Below are 23,475 nucleotides of genomic sequence, written 5' to 3' on the forward strand. Positions count from 1 at the left end.
CGGACGTTTCCTTTCCCTGGTCACAATCAGCGCAGGCGCGCAGTGAGTTCAATGCCGTAGAAACGCGGCTCGGCGGGGATGAAGGTCGGAAAGCCGAAGGCCCCGCCGGTGTTGCCCGCATCGAGCAGATAGTCCTCGTTGCTCATGTTGCGCATGAAGCCCGCCACCTCGATCATGTCGTCGGCGAAGGCGAAACCGGCGCGCAGGTTTAGCAGCGTGACCGGACCCTGCGAAATCTTCGCCGAGTTGGGCAGCTCGAAGAAGATCGTGCTGCGGTGGGTCACGCTCGGTGTGGCAAAGAAGCGCACATCGTTGGCGATCATGGTATCAACGGTGAATCCCGCCGCCATCTGGAACTTCGGCTGGAGGCGGAAGCGCGCGCCCGAGTAGGCAGGCGCAAGCGTATTATCCTCATCGATCTTGGCATCGGCATAGGCACCGTTGATGAACAGGCTGACCGCGTCGGTTGCCTGCACGAACAGCTCGGCCTCGACGCCCAGGTTCTTGGCATTGCCCGCGCTTTCGGTGCGGGTCGAACCGTCATCCTGACGCTTGCTGACCTGGAAGCCCGAATAGGTCTGGTAGTAGACCCCGAGCGAGCCCTGCACCGCGCCGGTCGCGACCTTCACGCCGCCTTCGTAGTTCCACACCGTTTCCTCGGGCACGATCTGCAACCGCGGAACGGACACGAGCGCGGCGTTGCGCGTGGCGGCAAGCTGCACCACCGGCGAGCGGCGGCCCTTCGAAACGGTGGCATAGAGGTTCACGTCCGGGCTGACCCGGTACAGCGCATTGAAACGCGGCAACCAGGCATCGAAGCTGTCATCGGCGGAATAGGTCTGACCGGCGGTGTCGACCTGTCCGGGGACCAGCGAGAAGGCGAGGCTCGGCATCGCCGCCAGCAGCGCCGCCCGCATATCGGCGGGCAGCAGACCCGGCAGCACCGGCACCGGGACGCTGGCGAAATAGCCCGACTGGCGGTCTTCCCAGAGATAGCGCAGGCCCGCAGTCAGTTCGAGCGCATCGGTGGGAATCCACGTAACATCGGCGAAGACCGAATAGCTGTCGTTCTGGCCCTGGTTCTCGAACCGCGACTGATAGGGCAGCTGCGTGACCGCGCCGCCGGTCAGAAGGCCGGTCAGCTGGGAGGCCGGCACCGAGCCATCGGTGGCCGTGCACGGCAGGTTGAGCCCGGCAGCAGCAGCGATATTGGCGAGGCACTGAAGGAACGTGCCTTCCTCACCCGAGAACGGAACCGACTGGCGGCCATCCTCGGTAAAGTAGTTCCACCCGAACGATCCGCGCAGGTTCATGCCCTCGTAGGCGAACCGGCCCTCATGGCTGAACTGCCAGCCCGAAGCGTCTTCGGCGAATTCGAGGAACCAGGCCGCCGACCCGTCGGCGTCGAAGGTTTCGAGGCTGTCGAACTCGCGGTAGCCGTTGACCGTGGTGAAGGTCCAGTTGTCGGCGAACTGCCACTCGGCGGTGAGGTTCGCGTCATAGACTTCGCGGTCGAGGCCGAGCTTGTCCTTGCCGAGCACGCTGCCCGACAGCGGCGATCCGCCGAGCTGCGCATCTCCGAAGGGGTTGGCGGCACCGGCGGCGGTGGGGAAGTTGCCGGAAATGAACGGCGTGCCGCCGTTGCGCTGCCGGTCGAAGGTGCCGATCAGATCGATGGTGAGATCATCGCCGGGGGTGAAGCGCAGCGAGCCGCGCAGGCCAAGGTTGTCGAGCGCGTAAAGATCATCGTCCTGCGAGGCGGCAAGGTTCTTCACATAGCCGTCGCGGGTCTTCCACTCGAAGGCCACACGGCCCGCGAGCACGTCGTTGCCCGCGTTGAGGTGACCGCGCAGCAGCCGGTAGTCGAAGTTGCCAAGGCCGCCCGTCAGCTCGGCCGAAACGCCCGGCTGCGGCTTGGCCGAGACAAGGCTGATCGCGCCCACCGCCGAGGCCGTGCCGAACAAGGTTGCCTGCGGCCCCTTGATCACCTCGACCCGGTCAAGGTCGTAGACCGCCTGGTACGACCCGCGCGAACGCGAGATGTCGACACCATTGTAATAGAGCGTGACGCGCGGCCCCTGCTGCGCCGAGCCCGAGTCCGAGGTGATCCCGCGGATCACGATGCCGGGGTTGTTGGCGCTCTGCTCCTGAATGTTGAGGCCGGGGACGTAGTTCGAAAGCTCGTCGAGGTCCGACACGCCCAGCTGTTCCATCCGCTCGCCCGAAGTGGCGGTGACGGTGATCGGAACGTCTTCCACGCGCTGTTCGAATTTCTGTGCGGTGACAACGATGCTGTTGCCGATGCCCTCAGACTCCTCCGCATGGGCAGGGATGGCGGCAAGCGTGGTGCCTGCCAGCAGCGTGAGTTTGAGCGACGAGCGAATGGTCATTGTGCGATTCCCGTGTTGGTTGAACCGGAGCGCGCCTATTCATGATGAATGACGGGTTCGCGGCAACTTGATGACGATTGCGTGACCCCGTAATATTGTTGCCCAACCGCTACAACGCGGCGAAGGCGCCCTGCCCTGATTGAAAAGCCCCCGCCGCGTGCATGGGCTAGCTTGCCTTGGCTGGCGCTCCTATGTGCGGGCCATGTTCGCCTCGCTCCTTTCCGTGCGCGCTCTGCTCGTGGCCATCTTCATGCTGATGGCAGGCAGCGGTTTTCTCGCGACTCTGATCGCGATCCGCCTCGAAGAGGCGGGCGTCGGCGCACTGGTCATCGGCCTTGTCGCCACCTCCTATTTTGCCGGACTGATGTTCGGCGCGCTGCGGGTGACGCCGCTGATCGTGCGGGTCGGGCATATCCGCGCCTTTGCCGCCTTCGTATCGATCTATTCGGCCAGCAGCCTCACCTACGCGCTTACGGACTATTGGCCGATCTGGATCGTGCTGCGCTTCATCGACGGGTTCGTGATGAGCGGCGTGTTCGTATGCCTTGAAAGCTGGCTCAACCGCGTGGCCCGGCCAGACAACCGCAGCGCCATCCTCGCGGCCTATATGATCGCGCTCTATCTGGGGCAGGCGCTCGGGCAGTTCCTGCTCAACCTGCAGGACAACGCACCCTCGCTGCCCTTCATGATCTCGGCCATTCTGCTGTCGCTGACGCTGCTGCCCGTGGTGCTGACGCGGATCGCGCAGCCGGTGATGGAGGATATCGCCCCCTTTTCGCTGCGCCGCCTCTACGCCGCCTCGCCGCTGGGGATCGTCGGGGTGCTTTCGACCGGGCTGATGATGGGCGCGTTCTACGGCCTTGGCGCGGTGTTCGCGCAGCGGCTCGGCCTGCCGCTGGCGCTGGTCGCGGCCTTCACCTCAATCGTGATCGCGGGCGGGGTCGTGCTGCAATATCCGCTCGGCATCCTGTCCGACCGGTTCGACCGGCGGCGCGTGATCGTCGGCACGATGCTGGCGACTGCGGCAGTCTGTGCCGCGCTGGTGCTGGCCGACGGCCCGCTGGCGGTGTTCGTGCCGGGGGCATTGTTCGGCGGCTTTGCCTTTGCGCTCTATCCGCTGTGCGTGGCCCACGCCAACGATCACCTGAGCGAAGGCGAACGCGTCGGCGCGAGCAGCGGGCTGGTGCTGGTCTATTCGGCGGGCGCGGTGGTCGGCCCCTTGCTCGGTTCGTTTGCGATGGCGATGGCCGGACCGGGCGGACTGTTCGCGGCGATCGGCAGCGTGGCGCTGCTTGCCGCGCTGTTCGGACTGTGGCGCACGATAATCGCCTTGCCGGTGCCGGCCGAGGAACAGCAGGCCTTCGTCGGTCTGCCGCGCACCAGCACCGCGGCCGCCGTGCTCGAAAGCGAGCCGAGCGCAACCACCGATCAGAACGGCGACAGCTAGGGCACTGCATCAGGGCATACAAAAAGGGCCGGGTCAGCAGATGCGCTGGCCCGGCCCTTTTCGGAATGCCTAAGGATCAGAAGTTGCGACGCAGGGTCACCGACCACTCACGCGGACGGCCCGGATTGCCAGTCACGACCCCGAAGCTGGCCACGTTCTCCGACTTGCCCGTGTAGTAGAACTTGTCGAAGATGTTGGTGACCGCGCCGCTCAGCGACCAGTTGCCATCGGCGCTCTCGAAGGTGATGCGGCCATTGACGAGGTTGTAGCCGTCGATCTTGTTATAATCGTTGTTGATCGAGTTGTACCAGAAGTCCGAACGGTAGCTCCAGTCCACGCGCGGCGTGATCGAGGCACCGCCCGGCAGTTCGGCGCGGTACTGCGCGCCAGCCGAAAGCTGCCACTTGCTGATGAACGGCGCGACCATGCCGAGCGTCACCTGCGTCGAGGCGTTCTTGATCTCCTTGTAGTCGAAATCGAGATAGCCGAGCGAGCCGTCGATGGTGAAGTTGTCGACCGGTTCGAGGAAGGTTTCGAGCTCGAAGCCCAGCACCTCGGCATCGCCCGCATTCGACGGCACCGAGCACGACAGCACGACGCTGTCCGGGCAGTTGTAGCGCACCAGCTGGATGTCGGTGTAGTCGTTCAGGAACACCGCACCGTTGAGGCGCACGCGCCCGTCAACCAGCTGCGACTTGAAGCCCGCTTCGTAGGTGGTCAGCTTCTCCGGACCGAAGGTCAGCACCTGATCGGGCGCCGAGGGACGCGGGTTGATGCCGCCGCCCTTGAAGCCGGTCGAGACCTGCGCATAGAGCATCAGGTCGTCAATCGGCGTCACGTTGAAGCCAAGGCGGTAGTCGACCCGGTCGCCCTTGAAGGTGCCGCTTTCGCCGTTGAGGCCCGCCAGCAGGAAGTTCGGGGTGAGCGGAACGCCGCTCGGCACCGAGCCGTCGACGTTCAGGCGGCTGTAGTTGTAGACCTTCTTGTCGTTGGTGTAGCGCAGCCCGCCGATCAGGTTGATATTGTCGGTCACATGCACTTCGACATGGCCGAAGGCCGAGGCCGAGCGGTTGGTCACCAGATCGTCGGAGAGGAAGTCGAACAGCAGCGTCGGGATCTGGTTGCGACCGGTGAGGATGTCGTTCGCATCGTAGTAGAACCCGCCGACAGTTGCATCGACCATGCCGTCAGCAAACTGGCCCGACAGGCGCAGTTCCTGCGTAAACTGCTCGTGGCTGTAGTTGAACTGCTGCAACAGGATTGCGAGCTGCGAGCCATCGACATCGATGCCGCTGGTGCCCTCGGCCTTGCGGTAGCCGGTGATCGAGGTCAGCACGAGATTGTCGGCAAGGTCGATATCGACATGGCCCGACACGCCCCAGCTTTCGACCGAGCCCTGCGGATTGACCGAGAAGCTGCCCGGCGCAACCTGCCGGTCGATGCCGAACGGGGTCGTGTAGTTGCCGCCGTTCGAATAGGTGGCATAGCTGGTGTAGCTGTCGGGCGCGGTCAGGAACCGGCTATCGAACGGAATACCCGCCGCCGGATCGCCCTCGACATAGCTGCGCACATTCGGATTGTTGGCATAGAGCAGCTTGGTCGGCGCGATTTCCGACTTGTCGTTGGCATAGTCGGCGCGCAGCGTCACTTCGAACGGCGCATCGACCGGGGCATAGCGCAGCGCCAGCCGCACCGCCTGCAAATCGCGGCCGCCTTCGGTGCCGAGGACACAGTCCGAACCGCCATCGCCGGTGGCGGGGAAGCCCTCGCCCGGATTGACGCAGCCGTAGTCCAGCCGCTTGAAATAGCCGTCAGCCGACTTGGAAACGACCGAAACGCGTGCGAACAGCTCGTCCGAGATCGCAAAGTTGGCGCTGGCGCGCAGATCGAGCCGGTCATAGCTGCCATAGGTCGCCTCGACGAAGCCGCCACCGGTGCCATCGGGCTTGGCGGTGTACAGCTTCACCGCGCCGCCAACCGAGTTCTTGCCGGCCAGCGTGCCCTGCGGGCCGCGCAGCACTTCGACGCGCTCCAGATCGGTGAGGTCCATCACCGCGCCAAAGGTGGTGCCGTAGTAGATGTCGTCGATGTAGATGCCCACGCCCGGCTCGAGCGCGAAGCTGCTGTCGGCCTGGCCGACGCCGCGGATGAAGGCGGCAATCGAGTTGCCCTGCAGGCCGGTGGCCGGTTCGAGCGCGACGTTGGGCGCAAAGTCGCCGAGATCGGCCACGCTGGTCTGCCCGCGCGCTTCGAGCATCTGCCCGGTCATCGCGGTGATCGCAATCGGCGTATCCTGCACGTTCTGCTCACGGAACTGGGCCGTAACGACGATCGTATTGTTGGCTTCCCGCGCGGATGCAGCCGCGTTGTCCTGCGCATGGGCGGGCAAGGCAGTGCCCAGCGCCATCACCGAGGCACCGGCCAGAATGGCGTTAAGACGGGTCTTGGATTTCAGCACGCTAGCTTCTCCTCTGTCCATTTTGTCAGCCAGCGGACCGAACATGCAGCGCCATTCGGCGTGCATTTTCGGCCAGAGGCCTGGTTTTCTGATCGATGAAGGAGAGAGACACCTGTCATGCCCGAGGCCTCGGCGACCCGATGCTCCGATCGCTTCCCCGCATGATCGTGGAAGGGCGGCGCAACATGTCGGGAAACCTGGCTGCGGTGATGGCGGGCCAGCGCCACAGCTTGAGCATCCTCTCCTCGAAGCGGAGGCTCTTGACGAGGACCTCCCGCTTCCTAACGATCGTTACAAACGTTTTACCGTAACGCCCGTTAGGGTTATTCGCGGCAAAAGGCAATCGTCATTCACGGCCTGCCCGTTTCACCTCCTCATCGCCCTGATGTACTCTCGGTGCGGCCCGCCATGAGGTGGCTGGATCGAGGAGAGGCATTGCCGCTTGGGAATTTGCGCTATGAGAGCGGCAATGGAGGCACCGATGACGAGGCAAGCGGAGGCGATGGCTGGCAAAGGTGCCGCGCATGCCCGGCTGCGCCGCCCTCTTGTCATGTTTCTGGTCGCCTCGCTGGCGCTGCTCGGCGGCTGCGCCAGTATCCAGCGCGAGACCTTCACAGGCTTGCAGGTGGAGGCCGCACAACCCGCCGACATGCCGCGCGTGCGCTATTGGGCCGACGCGCCAGACCTGCTCGAACAGATGGCCCTGCCCGCCCCGCCTGCGGGCGAGCCGCTGCGCCTGCTCGCCTTGTCGGGCGGCGGCGACAAGGGGGCCTATGGCGCGGGCTTTCTCAACGGCTGGACCCAGTCCGGCACGCGGCCGGAGTTCTCCATTGTTACCGGGGTGAGCACCGGCGCGCTGATCGCCCCCTTTGCGCTGCTCGGCCCCGGCTACGACGACGACCTCACCGCCGCCTATACCGGCATCACCCCCGACGATATCTACCAGCCGCGCTTCCCGCTCGCGATCCCGTTCTCGTCAAGCGCGGCGACCACCCGCCCGCTCGAACGGCTGATCGCCCGCTTTGCCACCGATGCCGTGATCGACGCGGTCGCCGAGCAGCATCGCCTCGGACGGCGGCTGTTCGTCGGCACCGTCAATCTTGACCGGCCCGGCAACGCGATCTGGGACATGGGCGCGATCGCCGCCAGCACCGCGCCGGGCCGCTATGACCTGTTCCGCCGGATCATGCTCGCCAGCAGTTCGGTGCCGGTCGCCTTCCCGCCGGTGCTGATCGAAACGCAGGTCGACGGCCACGCGATCAGCGAGCTGCACGTCGATGGCGGCACCATCGCTACCCTGCTCGCCGCACCATCGCCCGCCAACGGGCCCAACGATCCCGACACGCCGCCGAGCGAGCTTTATCTGCTGGTAAACGGCAAGATGGCGGGCGAATTCGACATGATCGATGGCTCGCTTCCCGATATTGCGGCGCGCGCGATTGACGTGATGCTCTTTTCGGGCCTGCAAGACCGGGTGAATTCCGCCTATGTCTGGGCGAAAGGCGTCGGTGCGGCCTATCGCCTGACTTATATCGGACAGGACTACGACGATGGAGAGCACGAACTCTTCGACCAGGACTTCATGCGCGGGCTCTACGCCTATGGCCTTGCCCGTGGCCGGGAGGGCCTGTGGCAGGATCGCCCGCCAGCCTTTACCCCGCGCCTCGATGCCGGGGCGCACGAGGCCGATCCAGCGTCGCCCGAATCCGGTTGGTGATGGCCTGACCATGCCCAATCGCGCACTGATCGAACGCCTGGAGCTGGCGCTTGTCGTGCTCGCGCTGGCCGTGGCCTGCGCGCTGACAAGCACGGCCGCCGCGCAAACCGAAAGTCCCGCCGAAGCAACCGCGACGCCCGCGCCTGCCACCGATCCGCTCGGACGCGAAACGCCGCGCGGAACGGTCACTGGCCTGCTCAATGCGCTGGGACGACAGGATTATGCCGGGGCCTCAGCCTATTTCGAAAACGTCGACCCGGACAAATTTCGCGAGCAGGACGCGCAGCTCGCCCGCGCGCTGAAAGCGAGCCTCGACGGCGGCGGCGAACTGCTCTCCTACCTGCTGCTGTCGAACGATCCGCTTGGCAAGCGCGACGATCAGCTGCCCCCGGATCAGGAGCGGGTCGGCGCACTGGGCGATGACGAGCAAACGCCCATTCTGCTGGTGCGCAGCGATGCCATGGACACTCCGCCTGTCTGGCGGGTGTCGCAGGAAACGCTCGACCATCTGACCATCGCCCCCGCCGACGAACAGCCCGCCAGCGATCAGGGTGTGCAGGTGGCGGGCGCTCCCCTGCCCGACTGGCTCAAGCTGCTGGGTGCGGCCGGGGGCAGCTTCCTGTTCTACTGGCTGGCCACCGCCGGGGTGCTGTGGCTGGTGCGGCGCGCCTTCGCCGAAGCGCAGTCGAAATTCGTGCTGAATTTCATTGAGGCAGCCCTGCCCCCGGCCAGCCTGCTGCTGGCGGTCATCACCTTCCAGTTCTGGACGCAGGGCATCGAAGCCTCGATCGTCGCGCGGCAGGCGATCCTGCGCTATATCGGGATCGCCGGCTGGATCGCGCTGGCCTGGTTCGCGCTGCGCCTGATCGACGCTGTTGCGCGCACGGCCAGCAACCGGATGGAGCGCACCGCACGGCGACAGGGCGCATCGTTGGTGGTACTGATCCGCCGCACCTGCAAGATCGCCGCCGTCGCGCTCGCCTTGCTCGCCATCTTCGACACGCTCGGCTTCGATGTGACCACCGGTGTCGCGGCGCTCGGCGTGGGCGGCCTTGCTCTGGCGCTGGGCGCGCAGAAAACGGTCGAAAATCTGGTCGGTTGCATCACCGTGATCGCCGACCGCCCGGTCGAGGTGGGCGACTATTGCCGGGTGGGCGACACTCTGGGCACCGTGACGGACATCGGCATCCGCTCGACCAAGCTCCGCACCACCGAGCGCACGCATGTCACCATTCCCAACAGCGACTTCGCCTCGGAGCGGATCGAGAACTACAGCCGCCGCGACCGCTTCCTGTTCAATCCGCGCATCGGGCTGACCTACGACACCGACGCCGCCGGAATGCGCGAGGCCCTCCGGCTGGTACGCAAGGTGGTGGACGACAACGAGCGGGTGTTCGAGGAAGATGCGCGGGTCCGCTTCGTCGACCTGGGGGCCAGTTCGCTCAACATCGAGATCTACGCCTATATCGCCGCCCCGACCTACCCCGATAGTCTGGAGGTGCGCGAAGAGCTGCTGCTCGCGATCATGGACGAGCTGGAGCGCGGCGGCTTTTCGTTCGCCTTTCCGACCCAGACGATCCATCTGCACAATGCGCCCGGTGCAGCGGGCCAACCCGACACCGCGCGCGCCTAGTCCGGCATCGCCGGATGCTGCGGATCAGAATTCGAGCTGGTTGAGCGTGCGCCCGTCGGCGAAGGTCACGGTAACGTTGAAGCCGCCATTGCGACCATCGCGCAGCGGGTAATAGGTGAGGTCGATCTTCTCGCCCGGCCGCAAGGTGGTGCGCGACCACCCGGCGCGGCTGAGGTGATTGGGGCTCATCCCCTCGAACGCCCAGCGCTTGGTCTGCCCGCTGCTGTCCTTCGCGGTGACATAAAGGAAGGTGTGCGGATTGGTCCATTCCCAGCGCGTGACGGTCGCATCCCTGAGCGGGACCGCGCTGCCCCATTCGAACATCGCGGTGGAGTGATGCGCCGAGGATGTGGTGGTGCCGAGAGCGAGAAGCCCGGCAGTGGCAAGTGCGATAGCTGGCAGTTTCATACTGGCTCCTGGACCTGATCGGTTAATCGAGTTCATCGAACCCGAGGTTCATGCTGGGGCGCCCGTCTTCGTCGGCCGCGTCGCGATTGTTTTCCTGGCAAATGTATTCGCGCAGATCCCAATCGGGCTCGAGCCGGTAGGAGACGGAGGTGGTAAAGGGCTCGGTGAACAACGCCGGATCGGTGATCGTGGTCTCGACCACCAGTTTCTCCGGGTTTTCGAGATAGATGCGCTCGTGCATCACGGTCTGCGGCGTGGGATGCAGGCCGGACATCAGCGAAATCAGCGGCGAAAAGGCCACGGTGTCGACCACCAGCACCTCGCCCTCCCAGTGGCCGACCGAATTGCCGTTGAACAGATAGTCGGGCTCAGCCGGAAGCTCGCGCCCGTCGGTGAAGATCTGGCGCAGCTGGCTGTGCGTCTCGATCACGATGTTCACCTTGCCGGGCGAATAGATGAACTCGATCGGATAGGGATAGCGCATCACCCCCGGCATCCCGGTGGGTCGACAGTTGGCACCCTCGGTCTGGAGGTTTTCGCCGTTCGCCTTGGCGGCGTTGAAGGCATCGATCGCGGCGCGCGCCTGCTCGGTCAGCGGGGCGGCTCCCTCGGCGGCGCGCAGCCGGGTGATGGCCGACCAGTCGGGCTGCCACACGCCCTCGAAGGCAGGCAGGCGCGCAATCGCGGCATAGACCGACTCGCGGCTCGGCTCCCCCGCATTCTGGGCCGAAGCCGTGCTGGCGAGCGCGCTCGCCGACAGAGCCATAACACTCAAGGCTTTGAAAAACCGCAACTCCGCACCCTCGTCCGCTGTCTGGCCCAGCCCCGGATCAGGCTGGACACATGGACTATCGCTAATTCACGAAGTTGATCCAGTCAATCTCATGATTGCCGATAAGGCATCCAAGTACGAGTGCAGCTCACAAATTGAACGTCTCAAACGAGAGAATATCATCAATTATTGCGCGCTCCAGCAAGTTTCAGCCATCTCCGTCCGATATGCACCCTATACCGATCCGGTCTTGACATTGATTGAATCAAATTGGATGACCATGGCGGGGACCGAAGTCCTTGAGAAAAATGGCGCTTGCAGGTGTCAAAAACGGGGGAGACGGGCTTTGGGCCCGACATAAGGTTGCGCTTGGCCAGCGAGGGGCAAACCTGCGGCTTGCGCATCTGTGTCCTCCGCCGAGCCTTGCGGCGCCGGTCTGGGAGGGAACACTGATGACAAGCCGAACTGCACTCAGATTCCGCGCTGCGCTGCTGGCCGCCAGCGCCACCTGCGCCGCCACCCCCGCCCTCGCGCAGGAGCGAGACCGCGAGCAGGACAGCACCATCGTCGTCACCGGCTCGCGCATCGCGCGCGGCACCTTCGACAGCCCCGCCCCCGTCACCACGCTGGGCGCGGACGACCTGCAACGCCGGGGCGTCACCAACATCGCCGAGGCGATCACCGAACTCCCCTCGTTCCGCGACACCACCGGGCCGCAGACACAGGGCTTCGGCAGCTTCAACGTCGGCGCGCGGATCGTGAACCTGCGCGGGCTTGGCGTCACGCGCAACCTCGTGCTGGTCAACGGCCGCCGCTTTGCGCCCACCACGCGCGAGGGCTCGGTCGACCTCAACTTCGTGCCCTCGATCCTGATCGAGCGGACCGAAATCGTCTCGGGCGGCGCATCGGCGGCCTATGGTTCGGATGCGATCACCGGCGTGGTCAACGTGATCCTCAACGAAAGCCTCGAAGGGCTGAAGCTGGAAGCCGACATCGGCGTATCCGAGCGGGGTGATGGCGAGCGCTATCACGCCGCCGCCGCCTTCGGCACCCGCGTGGGCGACCGCGGCCATTTCGTGATCGGCGGCGAATGGTCGAAGCAGGAAGGCATCGGCAACTGCTTCGAGCGCGACTGGTGTACGCCCGGAGCGGTCGTCACCAACCTCGGTTATGCGGGCGGCAACGGCCAGCCCAACTACGTGCGCAGCAACGATAACGCCGGGCTCAACTTCAACAGCGGCGGCGTGGTGACGCGCGGGCCTTATGCAAACCTGTTCGGCACCGGCGGCATCACCTTCGATGGCAACGGCAACCCAACGGCCTTCAACGTCGGCAGCCCGAGCTTCGCGCTGTTTCAGGTCGGCGGCGATATCGTACCCGCCTATATCGACGCCAACATCACCGTGCCGGTCGAGCGCTACTCGGTGAACGCCCACTTCGACTATGAACTGGCCGAGGGGCTCACCGCCTTCATCGACGGCACCTATGGCCATGTCGACGGGCAGCTGTTGCAGACCTCGTTCTTCAACACCGCGATCCCGATCTTCGCGGACAACCCGTTCATCCCCGCCGCCATCCGCAACAATTTCGCCAACCCAGCCCAGCCGACCGGCCCGGCCTCGCTAACGCGCCCGAGCAACGCCAGCGCCGCCTTCACCATGGCCCGCCTGTTTAACGACCTCGCGCGCGGCTACAGCACCTCCGATGCCGACACCTACCGCATCACCGCCGGGCTCGACGGCGAGTTCGGCGGCGGGTGGAGCTGGGACGGCTACTACCAGTACAGCCGGACCGACCGGCTTCAGGTGGTGCAGGACAATCTCGTGGTCGGCGCGGCGGTGTTCCCCGTCACCGATCCGGCCACCATCGCCCAATCGAACGCCTTCTTCTACTTCGCCGCCGATGCGGTGGTCGATCCGGCAACCGGTCAGCCGACCTGCCGCGCCCTGCTCAGCAACGATCCTGCGCTCAGGGCCGCCGCGCAAGGGTGCGTGCCGCTCAACCTGTTCGGCGAGAACAATTACGACCCCGCCGCCAAGGACTATATCTACGGCGACCTGATCGAGGATATCCGCCTGCAACAGCACGTGCTGGCGGCCAGTGTCAGCGGCAACCTGTTCGAAGCTCCCGGCGGCAGCGTCGGCCTCGCCTTCGGGGCCGAATACCGGATCGACAAGATCGACGTTGAGCATGACGACCTCTCCAACCTCTATGCCTATTTCCAGAACTTCGGCGCCGACTACGACGGCAAGACCGAGGTGCTCGAAGGCTTCGGCGAGATCGAGGTGCCGCTGCTGGCCGATGTTACGATGGCCAAGGCGCTCACCTTCAACGCCGCCATCCGGCAGACGCATTACAAGATCACCGGCTTCGGCAGCTACCTGCGCACCAATGTCTCGAACTCCTTCGACGCCACCGCCTGGAAGCTGAGCGCCAACTGGGAGCCGACCGACTGGCTGCGTTTCCGCCTCAGCCGCTCGCGCGATATCCGCGCGCCCAACTTTGCCGAGCTGTTCCTGTCCTCGGCCAGCGCCTTCAGCACGATCTCCAACCCGTTTCAGGGCGGCGCGGGCAACAACCCCTCGCTGCGCAACGGCGGCAGCCCGTTCCTGAACCCGGAAAAGGCCGATACCTGGGGCGCGGGCGCGATCCTCAGTCCCGGCGGTGCATTGAGCGGCCTGCGGCTGTCGGTCGACTATTTCGACATCACGGTGAAGGACTACATATCGAGCCCGCCCGGCGGCGCGCAGAACATCGTCAACGAGTGCTTCGGCGGGCGCGAGGCGGCCTGCGCGCTGATCAACGACGGCACCATCGCCACCGGCGACGCGCTGACCGAGATCCGCAACGTGTCGCTCAATCTTGAGGAGCTGCACACCAAGGGGTTCGATTTCGAGGCCGAATATCGCGCCGACCTCGGCGGCAGCAACCAGCTGATCCTGCGCGCGCTCGCCACCTATGTCGACGAACTTTCCACGCTCTCGTTCGGCCAGTTGATCGACCGCTCGGGCCAGACCGGCGGGTCGGCGGGCAATGCCTCAGCCGACTGGACGGCCAACACCTTCGTCACGCTGGTCAACCCGCGCTTTTCAGCGACCTTGCAGGGGCGCTACATCGCCAGCGGGGTGGTCGACGCGCTTTACACCGGGCCCGGACAGGCCGGCTACGATCCGACCAAGCCCAACTCGATCTCCGACAACTCGGTGCCGAGCCGACTCTATCTGAACCTGTTCGGCACCTTCAACCTCGGCTCCAACTGGGAGAATGGCGAAGGGCTGCAACTGTTCGCGCGGATCAACAACCTGCTCGACAAGGATCCGCCGATCGTGCCGGAGTTCCAGTTCCCGACCAACCCGGTCTATTTCGATACCATCGGGCGCTATTTCACCTTCGGGGCCCGCGCCCGGTTCTGATCCGGTTGCACCGACCTCCCCGGTGCACGACGCCAGCCGCTCCGCAAGGAGATGTGCTGGCGTCGGTTCGGCGGTTTGCACCCTCAGGCATTTGCGAATATCGGGGCCTCACAAGTCTGATGTAGCGGCAAGGGAAGCAGGGGCGCGATGGCTGGCGAGCAAAATGGCGACCACGCGCTGCTGGCCGGGATCCAGAATGACCTGCTCTCACCGCGCATCCTCGTCCTGCGGCGGCTGCTCGAACAGAGCGCCCGCACCGATTTCGCCGGGCTTGAGCCGGATAACTCGTTCACCCGGCGCATCCTGTTCGCGCTCTATCGCAACGGCGAAGGCCGCGTGTTCGAGCTGGCCTACACGCTGGGCAGCGACATGGCACAGGTCAGCCGCGGGCTGACTGCGCTGCGCAAGGATGGGCTCGTCAACACCCGCCGCCAGCGCGATCCCTATACCCTTACGCCCGAGGGCGAGAAGCTGGGCAAGCAATTGTTCGCCATCGCCGAACAGCGCGAGGCGCGCCTGTTGCACGGGCTGGAGACGGGCGAGATCATCGAACTGGTGGCCATGCTCATCCACCTGCAAGCGCGGGCCAGCACCCTGTTGGCCGAGGAACTGGCCCTGGCAAGAGCGGAAGGCGAGCCTGCCGAGCTGCCCACCGCCCACACCGAGTTTGCCACCCGCGTTCACCCGCTGCTGTACAATCTTGCCAACACGGTGTTGCGCACGGCCACCGCCGCCTTCAAGCGGCTGGCTGGGGTCTCGCAGTTCGAATGGCGGGTGCTGGTCAACATGGCCGACCGGCCCGCGATCCCCTTTGCGGGCCTCGTCCAGCACATCGGCGTGGACAAGGGCCAGCTCAGCCGCACGCTGAACGCGCTCGAACAGTCGGGCCTGATCGTTCGCTCTTTCGACGGTGCCGGTACTTCGCGCCGTCTCGACCTCACGACCAAGGGGCGGCGCGTCTATCGGCTGATGGAGGCCGATTCCGAACAACGCAACGCGCGCATGATCGACGGCCTGCGCCCGATCCATCTCGACCGCCTGCGCGCGCAGCTCGACCGGCTGATCGCCAATATCGTGGCGGCGATCCCACCGGCCTGAGCTGCCGCTTTCCCGATCAGTTGATCTTGTCGAGCCGCGCCATTGGCGGGGCATTGCTGAACAGCTCGCCGAACGGATCGTCGGGCTGCTCGGGCGCGGCCGCCTCGCGCACCGTGGCACGGCGCATGTCGCGGCGCTCGTCCCAGTTGAACCCGCCGCCACGGTGGAGGCAGGCGAGGTTGTCCCAGATCACCATGTCGCCCACCGCATAGTCGACCGAGATGATGTATTTGTCCTGGGTGGCATGGGCGTTGAGATAGTCGATCAGCGCGCGGCTCTCGCCCCAGCTCCAGCCGACCACACGGTAGCAATGGGCCCCGGCATAGACCATCTTGCGGCCCGATCCGGCGTGGGTGTGGACCAGCTTGTGTACCGGGCGGTGGCGCTCCTCGATCATCTCGCGGGTGATCTCGGCCCCGCCCTGCTTGCGCGACCACCACAAGGAATGCTCGCATTCGAGATCGGCGATCTTCGCCTTCACGTCGTCGGACAGGTCGTCATAGGCGGTGCGCGCATCGACGAAGCAGGTCGGCCCGCCGCTGGGGGGCACTTCCACCGCGCGCAGCATCGAATAGCTGGTGCGCAGGTCCATGAACGAGCTGTCGGTGTGGAAGATCATGTCGCCCTTGCGGTAGGTGAGGGCGCTGGGCGCGCGGTTGATCTCGCCGTCCTTGTCGAGGTTGCCCGCATTGAACAGGAACTGGCGCGGGCGCCCATCGCGCGGGGGCAGGCTTTCGAGATGGCCGAAATAGCCCGCGAAGCGGATCTGCCCCTCGTCGTCGAGCCCGGTATCGCGGTAGACGGTGACGCCCCACTGATCCTGCAAGGCGATCAGTTCCCTGATCGTCTCAGGATCGAGCGGCTTGCTGATATCGACGCCGACGATTTCGGCCCCGAAGCGCGGGGACAGGGGTTTTGCCTCAATCATATCTCGTTATCCTCTCTGCTGCGCTCTGCCGCTCACGACAGGCGCTCACATTTGAAATAGGTGCTGCTTTCGATGCGGCAGGTGTAGCTGCCGAGCGCGCCCTGCTCGACCGCGAAGGGTGCCCCCGCTCGCGGCGCGCGGCGCAGCGATACCGAGGAGGTGGAGCGCCAGCGCGTGCCATTGGCCGCCTCGACCTCCAGCCCGCGCCCGCGATCGAGCCGCGCCGTGGTGACACTGCTGGTCATATTGGCGATGGCCGGTTCGCGCGGGGTACTGTCTTCATAAACGATCGTCTCACCAGCCGCCGTGGCCGGTTGGGCGGGAGGAACTGCCCGCGCCTGCACCGGCGGCGAGGTCGGCGTCTGGACAGCCGCCGTAACGGGTGCGCGCGCAAGCAACCCGAGCGCGGCCAGCTCGCGGTCGAGGCAGGCATGGCGCTCGCCCGCCTCACCGATAGCGGCGCAGCGTTCGATCCCGCCCCAGTCGCGCTCCTGCTGGGCGACGGCAGCCGGGGCCGCCAGCAAGCAAGCCGCCCCCGCCATCAAACCGATTGCCTTCATCACACTCTTCTCCCGTTTGGCCGGGAGGGGCACGACCACTGCCTTGCCCCTCCCGCCGACATCAGAACGAGACCTTCGCACCGATATAGAACCGGCGTCCGAGCACGTCGTAGGCACCGCCCGGCTCGGGCTCGCCCACCGCATCGGTGACGCCGGGAATGCGACCGTAGATGTTCGGGTCACGGTCGAACAGGTTTTCAATCCCGCCACGCAGTTGCAGGGTTTCATTGACCTGATAGCGCCCGGCCAGATCGAAGATATCGTAGGCGCGGATATCGTCCTGCTGGGCATTGGGCGAGGTCGCCTTCACGAAATGCCGCGCCGAGGGCAGATGCCGCCAGTTGAGGCTGATCATGCCCGGCCCGAAGTCATACCCAACTGTGGTGTTGAGCTTCCACCGGAACTGCGGCCCATAGGGCGGAATGCCGATTTCCGCGCCAACCGTGTCCGAATAGTCGAACACCGGGCCGCCCGGATTGTTCTGCACCAGATACTCGCTGAGGTAGTTGAACAGCACATTGGCAAAGATCGAGCCGCTGTCACCGCCCAGCCCCGGCGCTTCCAGAGCCCAGTCGAGCTGGACGTCGAAGCCCGAGGTCGCCAGCATCCCGAGGTTCTCGAACGAAGCCACGGTCGAAATCCAGCGCCCGTCGATGCTCGAACGGTTGATGCGCTGGCAGAACTCGTTGTTCGGGTCGTAGGTCGGGTTGTTGCCCAGCGCGTTGAAGCACTCCTGATAGACCACCTGCGTCGAGGCCGGCGCAATCGCGCCGTCGATGGTGATGTTGTAGTAGTCGACCGACAGGCTCAGATCGCGCAGCAGCGGGCTTGAACTGGGCGACGAGATCACGCCGCCAATGGTCCAGGTCGAGGCCTTCTCCGAGGTCAGGTTGCGGTTGCCGCGTTGCAGGTCGCGCCCGAGCGGGAAGTAGGTCGGCACGTTGCCGACGAAGTCCTCGGTGACGGGGAAGCCGCCCGCCATCGCCGAACACAGATCGAGCACCTGCTGCCGGTTGGGGTTGCCGGGCACGTTGCCGTAATCGGCGCGGGTGAACTTCGAGCACGGATCGTGGTCGGGCCAGGCGACGGTCTGGAACACGGCGGGCTGGAACAGCTCGGCCACGTTCGGCGCGCGGTTGGCCCGCTGATAGCCGCCACGCAGCTGCAACCACGAGGTCACCCGCCAGTCGCCGGTCAGCTTCCAGGTCGTGACCCCGCCCGAGGTGTTGTAGTCCGAATAGCGGATGCCCGCATTAAGGCTCAGATCCTCGAAGAACGGTTTGTCCGTCAGCACCGGGATCAGCACTTCGCCGTAGATTTCCTTCACGTTGGTCGAACCCGAGGTCGGCGACACGTCGAACAGGCCGATCGTCAGCGAGGTGGTGTTCGAGGTCGAGAAGTTCGGATCGGGATCGTAACTGAAGTCGTTCTCGCGATAGGCCCCGCCCACGGCAAAGCGCAGATCGCCCGCCGGAAGCGCGAACAGCGCACCCTGGATATTCAGCTCGATCTGATCCTGCGTCAGCTCGGTTTCGGAATTGTACTGCGGCGCGATGATATCGAGGCAGTCTTGCGAAACGCCGGTATTGAGAAACGGATTGAGCCCACTGGTGCAGGTGGCGAGCAGGCCGGTGCGGCCGTTGTTGAACTCGGCCCCCGCCCCATAGTTCGGGCGCGCGATCAGATCCTGATAGCGGGCGAGGTCCACGAACCCGGCATAGTCCACATCGGAGCTGGTGCGCCCGTGCGAGGCGAACACGTCATAGGTCCAGTCGCTGACCGGCAGCTCGCCGCGTGCGCCCACCAGCACCTCGTAGGTATAGGTGTTGGTCGTCACCTGACGCGGCCCGGCATAGTCGAGCTGTTTGTAGAGCGTCCACGGCGCGGCTGGATTGCCGCGCGCATCGAGGATCGCCGCCAGCTCGTCGGGGATCGCATGGGCACCGTCGCGCGGGATGTTGACCGACCACTGGTTGAAGGCCGGGGTGTAACCGATAAACTCGGTCATCACCTCGTTCTGGTCGAAGTTGCCCTGCACGTAGAATTCGAGTGCCGGGCTGACCTCGTAGTAGGCCGTTGCGAACAGCGAATAGCGTTCCATCGGGCTGGACAGCAGGCCGGGGAAGGAGTTGGGCGACAGGGTGCCATCGGCCAGCAGCTTGTTATCGGGATAGAGCGACCCGGTGTAACCGGGCGCTGCCTCCCCCGAAACGGCACCCGGAGCGACGGCGAACAAGGATGCCCCGTCAACCGTGGGCGCGGTGTTGAAGAACAGCTGGGTGCCTGCCGGCACGTCACCGGGCAGATAGCCCTTGGGCACGAACACCGAATCGTAGGCCGCCTGTGTCGAGGTGCCGTTGAAGCCGCCGAAGTTGGGCCAGGTGTTGCGACCCGGCGTGTTCGGATCGGTGAAGGCCGCCTCATAGAAGGGGCGGTCGCGCAGATGGACGCCTTCGCGCTTCTGATAGGTGGCACCGATCATCGCGTTGCCGCGCGAATCCGCAAAGTCGGAGCCGATCAGCGCCGTCACCTTGTATTGCTCGGCATCGCTGCGGAACGACTGGCCGAACTGGGTGTCGATCTCCACCCCGCTGAAATTGCGTTTGAGCTGGAAGTTGACCACGCCCGCCACGGCGTCGGCGCCGTAGGTCGAGGCGGCACCGCCGGAGATGATCTCCACGCCCTGCAAGGCGGCGGTGGGGATCGTGTTGAGATCGACCACGAGGCTGGCATTGGCCGGCTGCGTGCGCCGTCCGTTCAGCAGCACCAGCGTGCGGTTGGAACCAAGCCCGCGCAGGTTGACGGTGGCGATGCCGGGGCTGCTGGTGGGCGTGGTCTGGCCGTCGTCGGCGCTGGTGATCTGGTTCGCCCCGCCCGAGAACTGCGGCAGCTTGTTGAGGCTCTGGTCGAGCGAGACCGACGCGGTGTTTTCCAGCATGTCCGAGCCGACCGTGACGATCGGACTTTCGGAATCGTAATCCCGGCGGGCGATGCGCGAACCGGTGACGACGATCTGATCATCGGCCGTTCTGGCGGAGGTTCCCACGCTGTCCTGAGCCTGCGCATTGGCGCTCAGGCAAATCAGCATCGCTGACGAGCAGGCAAGCGCCGCCCGTCGCGCAACTTGCGCGTTTTTCATATCACTCTCCCTAGCTGACCTCTCCCGAAACCGGTGGGCCATGTTCTGTCGGCATCGACCGATCGGTGCGAGCCGAAGGCATTATGTAGGTTGATACATTATGGTGCAAGCCCCTATGCTGAGCACTGCAATCATTCCCATCGCCAAGCAGGGCGGGTAATCAGAACAGCTCCAGAAACATGGGGCGACAGGACGAGGTAGACTGACGCGTGACCAAACAAAAATCACAGAATACACCGGAATTACAGAAGGTTGAAGGACACTCCGAAGACCGGTTCCTGGGTTCGGACGTATTCCGCTCGCAAGAGCGCAACCTGCCCCCGTCCACTCGCGGCGGCACGATTCGCGAGGAAGCGCGCGATATCGACGTCTATCATCAGGCCGATGTGGTGGTGGTCGGCGGCGGCCCCGCGGGCTGCGCGGCAGCATGGGCGGCGGCCAAGGCCGGGGCCGATGTGACGCTGGTCGAACGGTATAATTGCCTCGGCGGCCTTTCCACCGGCGGCCTCGTGATGTGGATCGACCGCATGACCGACTGGAGCGGCAACCACGTCATTCAGGGCTTTGCCCGCGAGTTCATCGACCGCATGCCGAAAGACGGCGTCGCCGGTCCGCCGATGGAGGACTGGGGCGCGCGCGAGGAGGCCAAGGTCGCTTACTGGAGCCAGCGCACCACTGCCTTCCACGGCATCGTGCAATGGGCCCCCACGCTCGACCCCGAGCGGATGAAGCTGAACGCGCAGGAGATGCTGCTCGAAGCGGGGGTGCGGATCGTGTTCCACGCCTGGGCCGCGCGCCCGATCATCGAGGACGGCGCCGCACGCGGCGTGATCTTCGAGAGCAAGGCGGGACGGCAAGCGATCAAGGCCAAGGTGGTGGTCGACACCACCGGCGATGGCGACATGTTCGCGCGCGCCGGGGCCGAATTCGATACCGACATCGAGGAAGGCGACGTCCACCACTCGATGAACACCGGCTGGGTGCTCGGCGGGGTCAACATGGACCGCTGGATCAACTGGAAAGTGCTCTATCCCGAACAGCTCACCGAGCTGATGAACCGGGGCCGCGAGGAACTGGGCTTCTTCCAGACGCCCTATGTCAGCTGGCGGCCCGATATCGCGCTGTTCCTCGGCCCGAGACAGTCGGGCCTCAGCGCGCTCGATGTCGACGACATGACCGAGGTGGAAATCCGCAGCCACCGGCTGATGGAGGGGCACTGCCAGTTCTTCCGCAAGCACGCCCCCGGCTTCGAGAACGTCTATTCGCTGCAAAGCGCCAGCCAGCTGGGGGTGCGCCATACGCGCCGGCTCGGCGGACTGGGCCGCATCGAGCGCGCCGACTGGCCGAAGGGCAAGCCCGTGGCCGACGAGGTGGGCGTGTCGCCCTCGATCAGCCCCAAGTTCCCGGTAGTGTCGGTGCCCTATGGCAGCCTCGTGCCGCGTGTGCTTGACGGGTTACTGGTGGGCGGACGGCACATCAGCTGCGATGCCAACAGCCACGGCTTCATGCGCGAGATCCCGCAGTGCTGGCTGACCGGCCATGCCGCCGGTGTCGGCGCGGCGCTGGCGGCCAATGCCGGGATCGAACCGCGCGCGGTGAACGTGGACGACATTCGCCGCACGCTGCGCACTCAGGGCGCGCACCTGCACGACGATGCAGCGGTGAAAGAAGCCCGCAACGAGGCGGCTACTGTCGCCTGATCGCATCGACTCGCAAAGCCCTTCCCCTGTGGGGAAGGGTTGGGATGGGGGCCAGCGTCGAGCCCCCACCCCCGGCCCCTCCCCAAGGGGAGGGGAGTAAGGGCTCTAGCTCTTCTCGGGGAGCAGCACGCCGCCGGTTTCCATACCGCGCACCGCGTGGCGGAAGTTATCGAGATAGCCCGAGGCCGGCACCCGCACCCCAACGCCTTTGCGCGAGGCCAGCTCTTCCGCCGTCAGCGCCACATCGATGCTGCGGCTCTCAACCGAGATCGTGATCACATCGCCATCGCGCACCTTGCCGATCGGGCCGCCGGTCGCCGCCTCGGGCGAGACTTCGGCCACGGTCAGCCCCTTGAGGCACAGCCCTGAAAGCTGCCCGTCGGTGACGAAAGCCGTGGTCTTCGCCAGCCCCGCCGCATCGAGCGCAAACAGGATCAGCGACGCACCGCCGCCCATCGCCGGGCCGCCCTTGAGCCCCTGATTGCGGCTGACGATCACGTCGCCCGGCTTCACGGCTCCGGTCTTGATCGCATCCATGCAGGTCGCCGTGTCCTCAAACACCCGCGCCGGGCCGGTAAACTCCTCGGGCCGCGAGCCGTCGCGCACGCCGAGGCGCACCACCGCCGTATCGGCAAAGTTGCCCTTGAGGATCGCGATGGCAGGCCCCTTGCCCACCGGATTGTCGAGCGGCTGGATCACGTCCGGCCCCTCGATCTCGTAGCCGGCGAGGTTTTCCGCCAGCGTCTTGCCGGAAACGGTCAGCGCGCCGCCGTCGATCATCGGCAACAGGCGCTTGAGCGTGGCGCGCGCGCCGCCGGCATCCTCGAACTGCTCGATGCGGATATGGCCGGTCGGCCGCACGGGTGAAAGCACCGGCACGTCGCTCATCTCCTCCCACAGCGCGAACACATCGACACCGTTCTCGGCCTCGATCGCTGTGGCCTGAAGGTGCTTGATCGCGTTGATCGAGCCGGACACCGCCAGCACGGTCGCCACGGCATTCTTGAACGCACCGGGAGTGAGAATGTCGCGCGGGCGCAGGTCTTCCATCACCATCTCGACGATACGCTTGCCCGCGGCCCTGGCATTGGCCTGCATCTTGGGCGAGTTGCCGCGCACCGGCGCATGGCCGGGCAAAGCCATGCCGAGCGCCTCGACCACGCAATGCATGGTGTTGGCCGTCGCCATCCCGGCGCAGACGCCGGGACCGCGAATGGCGTTTTCGGCCATGTCGGGGATCGGGAACTTCGGCTCCTTGCCGAAGATCGCACCGACCTGCCCCGACCACACGTCCTCCACATCGACCGGCTCGCCATCGATGTCGCCGGCTTGCTGATAGCCGCCGATCACGAGGATCGTCGGGATATTGAGCCGCGCCGCTGCCATCAGGTGCCCCGGCGGGGTCTTGTCGCAGGAGGTGAGGCAGATCATGCCGTCAAGCAGCGCCGCCTCGACCTGCACCTCAATGTCGTTGGCGATAATGTCGCGCCCGGCAAGGATGTAGGAGCCGGACTTGCCAGCGCCGGTGATGAAGTCGCTGGGCGCGGCGGTGCGCACTTCGAACGGCACCCCGCCCGCCTCGCGGATCGCTTCCTTCACCAGCTTGGCGATGCCGTCGAGGTGGGCATAGCAGATCGCCAGTTCGCTGGAGGAATTGACCACCGCGATCTTGGGCTTTTCCATGTCTTCCTTGGAGAGGCCAAGCGCCTTCCAGTTGGCGCGGCGGCCGGGGCTGTTAGCATCAAGGCTGCGTAGTTTCATGACGTAATTCTCTCCCAGGGATATTGGCTTTGCAGTTATGTCGCATACTAC

At 65.3% G+C, this 23,475-nt stretch carries 14 protein-coding genes; 6 read left to right on the forward strand and 8 right to left on the reverse strand.

Annotated elements, in window-relative coordinates:
* Positions 1-26: 26 nt before the first annotated feature.
* Entirely contained in the window at positions 27-2,390 is a 2,364-nt protein-coding gene (locus tag D2V17_RS17585; RefSeq protein WP_119594374.1) for a TonB-dependent receptor, read from the reverse strand.
* Positions 2,391-2,592: 202 nt separating this feature from the next.
* Here D2V17_RS17585 and D2V17_RS17590 point away from each other — a divergent pair, with 202 nt between their 5' ends.
* Positions 2,593-3,837: an MFS transporter gene (locus tag D2V17_RS17590; RefSeq protein WP_119594376.1), complete on the forward strand. Its 1,245-nt coding sequence runs from the start codon at positions 2,593-2,595 to the stop codon at positions 3,835-3,837.
* Positions 3,838-3,913: 76 nt separating this feature from the next.
* Here the strand turns inward: D2V17_RS17590 and D2V17_RS17595 are convergent, their stop codons facing one another.
* Positions 3,914-6,295, reverse strand: a complete 2,382-nt coding sequence (locus D2V17_RS17595) for a TonB-dependent receptor (protein WP_245978783.1) — start codon at positions 6,293-6,295, stop codon at positions 3,914-3,916.
* 481 nt (positions 6,296-6,776) lie between these two features.
* On the opposite strand from D2V17_RS17595, the gene D2V17_RS17600 reads away from it, so the two are divergent.
* Positions 6,777-8,012, forward strand: a complete 1,236-nt coding sequence (locus D2V17_RS17600; RefSeq protein WP_191229266.1) for a patatin-like phospholipase family protein — start codon at positions 6,777-6,779, stop codon at positions 8,010-8,012.
* A gap of 10 nt (positions 8,013-8,022) precedes the next feature.
* Positions 8,023-9,645: a mechanosensitive ion channel family protein gene (locus tag D2V17_RS17605; RefSeq protein WP_119594414.1), complete on the forward strand. Its 1,623-nt coding sequence runs from the start codon at positions 8,023-8,025 to the stop codon at positions 9,643-9,645.
* A gap of 24 nt (positions 9,646-9,669) precedes the next feature.
* Here D2V17_RS17605 and D2V17_RS17610 read toward each other — a convergent pair whose 3' ends face one another.
* Complete coding sequence (locus tag D2V17_RS17610) at positions 9,670-10,053, reverse strand: DUF6152 family protein (protein WP_119594380.1); 384 nt, start codon at positions 10,051-10,053, stop codon at positions 9,670-9,672.
* 22 nt (positions 10,054-10,075) lie between these two features.
* Positions 10,076-10,819, reverse strand: coding sequence for a hypothetical protein (locus D2V17_RS17615; protein WP_119594382.1), 744 nt, complete (start codon positions 10,817-10,819; stop codon positions 10,076-10,078).
* Between the two features lie 458 nt (positions 10,820-11,277).
* On the opposite strand from D2V17_RS17615, the gene D2V17_RS17620 reads away from it, so the two are divergent.
* Entirely contained in the window at positions 11,278-14,238 is a 2,961-nt protein-coding gene (locus D2V17_RS17620) for a TonB-dependent receptor plug domain-containing protein (RefSeq protein ID WP_191229267.1), read from the forward strand.
* Between the two features lie 147 nt (positions 14,239-14,385).
* Positions 14,386-15,336 carry a MarR family winged helix-turn-helix transcriptional regulator gene (locus tag D2V17_RS17625; protein ID WP_119594386.1) on the forward strand — a complete coding sequence of 317 codons (951 nt, stop codon included), beginning with the start codon at positions 14,386-14,388 and terminating at the stop codon, positions 15,334-15,336.
* Between the two features lie 16 nt (positions 15,337-15,352).
* Here the strand turns inward: D2V17_RS17625 and D2V17_RS17630 are convergent, their stop codons facing one another.
* The 3 genes from D2V17_RS17630 to D2V17_RS17640 all read right to left on the reverse strand — a co-directional run bounded on the left by D2V17_RS17630 (position 15,353) and on the right by D2V17_RS17640 (position 19,963).
* A complete protein-coding gene (locus D2V17_RS17630; protein ID WP_119594388.1) occupies positions 15,353-16,264 on the reverse strand; it encodes a TauD/TfdA dioxygenase family protein in 912 nt (303 codons plus the stop codon).
* Positions 16,265-16,296: 32 nt separating this feature from the next.
* Positions 16,297-16,824 carry a hypothetical protein gene (locus D2V17_RS17635; protein WP_119594390.1) on the reverse strand — a complete coding sequence of 176 codons (528 nt, stop codon included), beginning with the start codon at positions 16,822-16,824 and terminating at the stop codon, positions 16,297-16,299.
* A 61-nt stretch (positions 16,825-16,885) separates the two neighbouring features.
* Complete coding sequence (locus D2V17_RS17640) at positions 16,886-19,963, reverse strand: TonB-dependent receptor plug domain-containing protein (RefSeq protein WP_191229268.1); 3,078 nt, start codon at positions 19,961-19,963, stop codon at positions 16,886-16,888.
* Positions 19,964-20,172: 209 nt separating this feature from the next.
* Here D2V17_RS17640 and D2V17_RS17645 point away from each other — a divergent pair, with 209 nt between their 5' ends.
* Complete coding sequence (locus D2V17_RS17645) at positions 20,173-21,663, forward strand: FAD-dependent oxidoreductase (RefSeq protein ID WP_119594394.1); 1,491 nt, start codon at positions 20,173-20,175, stop codon at positions 21,661-21,663.
* A gap of 105 nt (positions 21,664-21,768) precedes the next feature.
* Here D2V17_RS17645 and D2V17_RS17650 read toward each other — a convergent pair whose 3' ends face one another.
* Positions 21,769-23,424 carry a dihydroxy-acid dehydratase gene (locus tag D2V17_RS17650; protein ID WP_119594396.1) on the reverse strand — a complete coding sequence of 552 codons (1,656 nt, stop codon included), beginning with the start codon at positions 23,422-23,424 and terminating at the stop codon, positions 21,769-21,771.
* Positions 23,425-23,475 lie beyond the last annotated feature (51 nt).

It is taken from the genome of Aurantiacibacter xanthus (assembly GCF_003584015.1).
GTDB lineage: Bacteria > Pseudomonadota > Alphaproteobacteria > Sphingomonadales > Sphingomonadaceae > Alteraurantiacibacter > Alteraurantiacibacter xanthus.

Excerpts from the sequence above, each read along its gene's own strand:
- D2V17_RS17610 (WP_119594380.1), bottom strand. The coding sequence starts at position 10,053 with ATGAAACTGCCAGCTATCGCACTTGCCACTGCCGGGCTTCTCGCTCTC.
- D2V17_RS17600 (WP_191229266.1), top strand. The coding sequence starts at position 6,777 with ATGACGAGGCAAGCGGAGGCGATGGCTGGCAAAGGTGCCGCGCATGCC.
- D2V17_RS17635 (WP_119594390.1), bottom strand. The coding sequence starts at position 16,824 with ATGAAGGCAATCGGTTTGATGGCGGGGGCGGCTTGCTTGCTGGCGGCC.
- D2V17_RS17640 (WP_191229268.1), bottom strand. The coding sequence starts at position 19,963 with ATGAAAAACGCGCAAGTTGCGCGACGGGCGGCGCTTGCCTGCTCGTCA.
- D2V17_RS17605 (WP_119594414.1), top strand. The coding sequence starts at position 8,023 with ATGCCCAATCGCGCACTGATCGAACGCCTGGAGCTGGCGCTTGTCGTG.
- D2V17_RS17585 (WP_119594374.1), bottom strand. The coding sequence starts at position 2,390 with ATGACCATTCGCTCGTCGCTCAAACTCACGCTGCTGGCAGGCACCACG.
- D2V17_RS17620 (WP_191229267.1), top strand. The coding sequence starts at position 11,278 with ATGACAAGCCGAACTGCACTCAGATTCCGCGCTGCGCTGCTGGCCGCC.
- D2V17_RS17615 (WP_119594382.1), bottom strand. The coding sequence starts at position 10,819 with ATGGCTCTGTCGGCGAGCGCGCTCGCCAGCACGGCTTCGGCCCAGAAT.
- D2V17_RS17590 (WP_119594376.1), top strand. The coding sequence starts at position 2,593 with ATGTTCGCCTCGCTCCTTTCCGTGCGCGCTCTGCTCGTGGCCATCTTC.
- D2V17_RS17650 (WP_119594396.1), bottom strand. The coding sequence starts at position 23,424 with ATGAAACTACGCAGCCTTGATGCTAACAGCCCCGGCCGCCGCGCCAAC.
- D2V17_RS17625 (WP_119594386.1), top strand. The coding sequence starts at position 14,386 with ATGGCTGGCGAGCAAAATGGCGACCACGCGCTGCTGGCCGGGATCCAG.
- D2V17_RS17630 (WP_119594388.1), bottom strand. The coding sequence starts at position 16,264 with ATGATTGAGGCAAAACCCCTGTCCCCGCGCTTCGGGGCCGAAATCGTC.